Below are 4826 nucleotides of genomic sequence, written 5' to 3' on the forward strand. Positions count from 1 at the left end.
GTACTTAATAATCAGTTTTTCTTTCTTTTTATCAAGATCTCGTACATCAGAAAATAGTCCTTGGACCTGCTCTTGCTCTGGAGCACGTGCAATGTTGTTGGATGCATTATCAATGTCATCTTCAACTTGTTTTAAGCGAGTTCTAGCTTCATCAAACCGGCGGAGTGACTCTGAGGATTGCTGGTTTACTTGGTAGTCTATGGTGGCGGCCTGACGGTCAGATATATCAAGCAACAGACTTTGCTGAGAAATATCACCTAAATGGTCTGCGAGGCTATCTGTGATGGCTTCCATTGCAGCTGGAGCCGACCCACTTAGGTTGAAGGATAGTTTAGCTCGTAGTGTCTCAAGGAATGAATCTAGTTCTTGGCCAAAGTTTTGTTTTTGTTTGATGCTCTGTTCTTGCTTGATCTTCTCAAGTAATGAAAACATTGTATTTGGAGCAAGTGAAAACGGTAAGCTAGTTTCCATTTCCATACGGATCTGTTTTTCTAACTCGACTTTCTCTTTTAGTAACTCATCAACTTTTAGTGTTTCGGCTTCACGGGTTTTCGCCCATGCGCCACCACTTTGTGAAAGTTTGTTCTCTAAGTTGAGAATGTCATTTGATGTGAGCTCTATTTGAGCGTCAACAATATCCGCTTCTCCACGTAGCCTTTCTGAATTACGCTCATGTTCGATACGCTTGGTATCGAGCGAATCCATTTCTTCGCGGATTGATTGAGTAAGCGTTGAGGAGCCTTGTTTCTTTAGGTAAATACTTAAATCACTCTTAAGCTTCCCAATAACATCTAGCCCTAGTAGGCGACGAACTGCCGTCTTTAAAACCTTCCCTGATTCATCTTCAGCCAAATCAGCGATTTTTTCACCATCAAAGAAGAAAAGATCAGCGATGCCAGTTGGGATTAATTCGTTTAAGAAACCTTGGCATTGTTCGTAATTGAGCTCGGGAATGGGAAGGCCATCTTTTTCGAGGGACAAATTGTCCTTCTTGTCTTTTTTCCAACCACGAATAACTTTGTATGTGTTTTCTTCACCGTTTTGGCTGTATTTAAATTCCAGTTCAATAGATGCATTGTCTTGAACACCACCGTGCCCAACACCCTTATGGATCAAATCACCTAAAGCTTCAATATACTCGCCATTCGACATCAATTGGCCAAACGATTGACGACCAAAAAGAGCCAAACGAACGGCAGTTAGAATTGATGTTTTACCTGCACCGTTTAAGCCACCGAATAAAATGATCGGGCGTTCGGTGCCTTCAATAGCGCCGTTTAAACTAAGACGAGCAGGCGCCGGACGTAAATCTATTTCGTGGTATCCACGAAATACTCTGAAGTTGTTTAACGTTAATTTAGTAATCAGCATGACTTTAATTAAAACTCTTTTAGTAGCTGCTTATCGATATCAATCAATTGTTGATTGTAACGGTCAATTTCTTGCTGGTGAATATCAAACTCTGCCTTGCTTTGTAGTGAGGCATGCTTTTGTTTGATCTCTTCAAGGCTTCCCCAGTCTTGCTTCAGTAGTGAAGCAATCTTATTGTTGATTCCGCTACGTCGACTTAGACCTTCCATTGAGACTTCAAGCTCAATTAGCTTCATTATCATTTCAGGTGCAATATCGAAATCTTCACTTAGCTCGTTGATAATTAGGGCATCATCTTTACCAAAACTTGCATTGTCGTCATAAACCCAATCAAGATCGTAGCCATAAACCTCATTGAAAATAGTCGGTAGGGAGTCATCCCAGTCAGGCTCGTTTGGATCGTGGATCCATTCTTGGCGAATAGCATGTAACTCTGGAACTGTTATAAGCTCAATTTCACGACCTTCAGATTTGTATTTCTTATCGAGCTCCAACAATTCACGCAACCACTGGCGACGATATTTTAGCCAGTAAGGGCCGGGAATAAATCGGATTAAATGCCAAGCAAGTTCTGTAGGATTCGGGTGAGCAGGGGTGCTTTTAACTAACTGATAGGAGTAGTGTTCAAGCAAGTGACCGTCTTGATACAGTCGAACCTGGGTTCCATCATCAGAAATTTCAAGGTGTTGCCCTTCGCCAAGAGTAATGCTACTTTTTACATCCTCAAGAGTTTTTAGCTCGTTACCTTTGTATGATGCTTGGTTTGTCACTTTCCCTGTACGACGCTTAAAGTTTCGGTATTCATCCTTATTTTTTGGAATCCCCGTTTCAGCGAGCATATCTCTGAATTCTAATAAAGGTGACATCCAAGATTCACCGTTTTGAATCAAACTTTCCATAGCGCGGTCTTTAGTTACCACGGTACATGTCCAGCATCCAAAACGAGAATTACCACAAGATGGGGTGGTTTCGTCAATAACCATTGGGCATTCCCCCTGGCCTGAAGAGTCTTTATAAAGATTCCAAAGAACTAAGTTTTTCCCTCCCCAAGGGTTTTCCCACTCAAGATCGTACCGATTGCTCCAGATGTTTTTGATGCCATAAGGTGTTTTTTCGGTTGTTAGATGGCAGAGCCTTAAAATTTTCCACACGTCATCCACACCCCAAGTATCGATGGGTGTAAAGATAAACGCATTGGAAAGAGTTGTATGGCGAGCCAGACGAGAGCCGTCAATTTTATGCTTTGCAATTACTTGAGCACGAGAAGCACTTTCATCACTACGCGAACCTAAAACCACAATAACTTCATCAAACTGAGATACTTTAGATTTTATGAAATCACTGACAGGGTTTATTTTCATTCGCTCTGTACACCATCGGAAAGAACGTGTGGGTGCAGGGTAACCTTTGCCTAATAGACTAGACCAAAAGGTTTGAGAATCTTCAGGGACAACTTTGTGACAAGTGATCGGCAGGTTGTCTCGCTTGGCCCCTTTGCTAATAGCGTCTAAAGAATTGTTAATATGATTAACAACCACAGGGGTTTCGACAAGCGTATCGGAGGTCACAACAAAAACAGGTTTTGAGCGTTCTTCCTCTTTAAGGCCAAGTAGTGCCATGTAGATCAAGGTCATTATTGCAGATGAGTCTTTACCTCCGCTGTAACCAATCACCCACGGTCTTTTATCTGCACAATAGACGCGTTGGACGTCAGCAATATAGTGACTGAGTTTATTGTTTGCGAAATCTTCAGTGTTGATAAATTCTTGATATTCTTCGGCGAGATCTTCCGCCAATTGTAGCTCGTGTATCATGATAACTGCTTCTCTAGAGCTTTTTCTTCTGGGGTTAGTGGTAACCCCAGTTCAATTTTTAGTGCGTTGGCAGTTAGCTGAATATTCATTGTCGACTTACTCAGTTTGCCATGGTTCATACTGCGTTTTATCCATTCAGGATTGGTCTTTAACCAGTCTACGTCAGCTAGTTTTTGTAATTTCTTTTTCCAATCTTTAGGCTCTTGGCACAGAAGGTGTTTTCCTAATACGCCAATTGCATGTAAACCAACACCGTGTGCATGCAAGTACTCTTGACGAAGTTGTGCTGGTGAAATTTCTTTATCGATAACTAGTTGCCAATCTTTGATGTACCGTGTCACTTCTTCCCAAAATTCCGCAGCTAATTTTTTTTCTTCTTCGGTAAAGCCGTCTTTTGGTCCTTTGCTTAAAAGTGCTCTAGTAGATTGCTTTATGCTACTTAAGGTAAAGAGCTTATTCGATTTAGGACTGATGTTGGATTTTTCCATTTCGGTTAGACCAACAAATGGCTTTATATTTTTTGCCAATTCCCTTGCTAGTTCTGAACTTTCATCACGATGATCGTACAACGTGCCCAACGATGGGCTTGGTTTAACCGCATATTTATTTAAGTCCGCGAACATTTGTTGGCTGCGGCCCAAACCTTCATCAATGAAAAACAAAACAGGGATATTGTCTTGGCCTAAATCAGGGTTTTCTCGAAGTGCTTCTTCAATCGCTTTGCGTCGGTGTTGCCCATCATTAATCAAAATTTGAGCATCCATAGGGATCTTAAGTGTTCCTAGATTTGGTGCTCCATCATGATCATCGAACGATATATCAACACCTACCGATGCGGTCAAAGCGGAGAAGACGTATTCTTTGGGATTGTCTAACAAGTATTTGACCATCTCAGGAATACGAGTTTTATTTAGGGTTCTTTGAGCTCTCAGCTCGGGTGGAACGTCATCTTCGTTGTAGCTGAAAATTTTAGGGATAATCCTAAGAGGGCAAGTCGCAATATAGAAGGGGCGTCCTGCTTGAATACCTCTAACGGCAGGGAAAGAGTAACAGTAGCCTGAATCCTGATTTAGCATATTAGCCTCTATATATGTCATTTTAATATGACATATATATTAGTCGGTACGTTATTTTTTGACAAACTAAAGTTTGAGTTTGTTATGTTAGGGCTGGTTTTGTGCGATAAATAACATGAGTATGCCAAAATTAGCGTCGTATTTTACAGCGATGTAATTGAGATTTCCATGTTTTACCTAATTTTTATGAAGGTTTCTTCGTTACCAGATTGAAGCCTTTAATGTGCTTATTGTGTTTACCCAGTAGCGCTTCAAACTCTGCTCTGTTCATTTGCGCTTCTTCGTTGGAATCATAATCCATTAGCAACGCTAAACGCTGGTCAAAATTTTTCTGTTTTTTATACTTCTTATCGTTAGTTTGTATGTATAAGTGTTTGTTGAGTAGTGGCGGCCTACGCTGTTCATTTACGTAATCGAAGAAGTCGATGTCTTGCTCAGCCATCTTGATTTTTATACGCTCAGTTAAAAAGGGCACCGACTTTTCAAAGGCATCATAAGCGGCTAGGGTGAGTTTTCCTGATGTGATGTGAATCTTTATGAGATCAATTTCGTCACCTAGTTCGCC

3 protein-coding genes and 1 pseudogene are annotated in these 4826 nt (G+C 41.0%); all 4 read right to left on the reverse strand.

Translation table 11 applies throughout. The features are described from left to right. A partial coding sequence (dndD, locus tag AB4653_RS24100; protein ID WP_372105506.1) for a DNA sulfur modification protein DndD occupies positions 1-1371 on the reverse strand: 1371 nt, incomplete at its 3' end. A gap of 8 nt (positions 1372-1379) precedes the next feature. Then, positions 1380-3185: a DNA phosphorothioation system sulfurtransferase DndC gene (locus AB4653_RS24105; RefSeq protein WP_017104391.1), complete on the reverse strand. Its 1806-nt coding sequence runs from the start codon at positions 3183-3185 to the stop codon at positions 1380-1382. Beyond that, positions 3182-4261: a DNA sulfur modification protein DndB gene (gene dndB, locus AB4653_RS24110; RefSeq protein WP_017104390.1), complete on the reverse strand. Its 1080-nt coding sequence runs from the start codon at positions 4259-4261 to the stop codon at positions 3182-3184. The genes AB4653_RS24105 and dndB overlap by 4 nt, the downstream gene beginning before the upstream one ends. Before the next feature lie 184 nt (positions 4262-4445). Next, positions 4446-4826 (reverse strand): annotated as a pseudogene (locus tag AB4653_RS24115) (hypothetical protein); the annotation flags it as partial.

The organism is Vibrio sp. 10N.222.48.A3 (assembly GCF_041475345.1).
GTDB classification, from domain to species: Bacteria; Pseudomonadota; Gammaproteobacteria; order Enterobacterales; family Vibrionaceae; genus Vibrio; species Vibrio tasmaniensis_A.

What these genes read in the sequence shown, in the direction of transcription:
- dndB (WP_017104390.1), bottom strand. Translation starts at nt 4,261, where the DNA reads ATGCTAAATCAGGATTCAGGCTACTGTTACTCTTTCCCTGCCGTTAGA.
- AB4653_RS24105 (WP_017104391.1), bottom strand. Translation starts at nt 3,185, where the DNA reads ATGATACACGAGCTACAATTGGCGGAAGATCTCGCCGAAGAATATCAA.